The 702-nt window shown below is 56.6% G+C and carries 1 protein-coding gene and 1 pseudogene; both read right to left on the reverse strand.

Annotated elements, in window-relative coordinates:
• Nucleotides 1-162 (reverse strand): annotated as a pseudogene (locus ACKLKD_RS27935) (IS1 family transposase); the annotation flags it as partial.
• Between the two features lie 27 nt (nt 163-189).
• Nucleotides 190-702 (reverse strand): IS66 family transposase (locus ACKLKD_RS27940; protein ID WP_186971305.1); only part of this gene is annotated, 513 nt, incomplete at its 5' end.

The raw sequence follows: 702 nt of genomic DNA on the forward strand, positions 1-702 counted from the left end.
GCTGGCGCGATTTAGCCCCGACGTATCCCCACTGTTGGTCCATTTCCGCGCAGACGATGACGTCACTGCCCGGCTGTATGCGCGAGGTTACCGACTGCGGCCTGAGTTTTTTAAGTGACGTAAAATCGTGTTGAGGCCAACGCCCATAATGCGTAAGCGTGCAGCGAGAACCGTATTGACGGGGATGTGTTATTCAGTTGGCAGTGCTACGCGCCAGGGGAGTAGTTCGCTGACCCGGTTTATCGGCCAGTCAGCAATGACGTCAAGGACATAACGGAGGTAGCTTTCTGGCTCCACTCCGTTCAGTTTGCATGTCCCGATCAGGCTGTACAGCAGCGCTCCCCGCTCTCCTCCATGATCCGAACCGAAGAACAGGTAGTTTTTGCGGCCCAGGCTGACCATCCGTAGCGCATTCTCAGCTATGTTGTTATCTGCCTCGGCCCAGCCGTCGTCAGTATAGTAAGCCAGCGCCGGCCACTGGTTCAGTACGTACGTGAACGCTTTCGCCAGTTCTGAGTGTCGCGACAGCGTTTTCACCTTTTCACGCAGCCAGCTTTCCAGGGATTTCAGCCGCGGTTTAGCTTTTTGCTGACGTTCTGCAAGGCGTCGCTTCGCCGGCATCCCCCTTATTTCCGCCTCGATGGCATATAACTCACCGATCCGTTTCAGGGCTTCCTCCGTCAGCGCTGACGGGGTGCGAAC

It is taken from the genome of Klebsiella sp. 10982 (assembly GCF_048589245.1).
GTDB lineage: Bacteria > Pseudomonadota > Gammaproteobacteria > Enterobacterales > Enterobacteriaceae > Klebsiella > Klebsiella quasivariicola.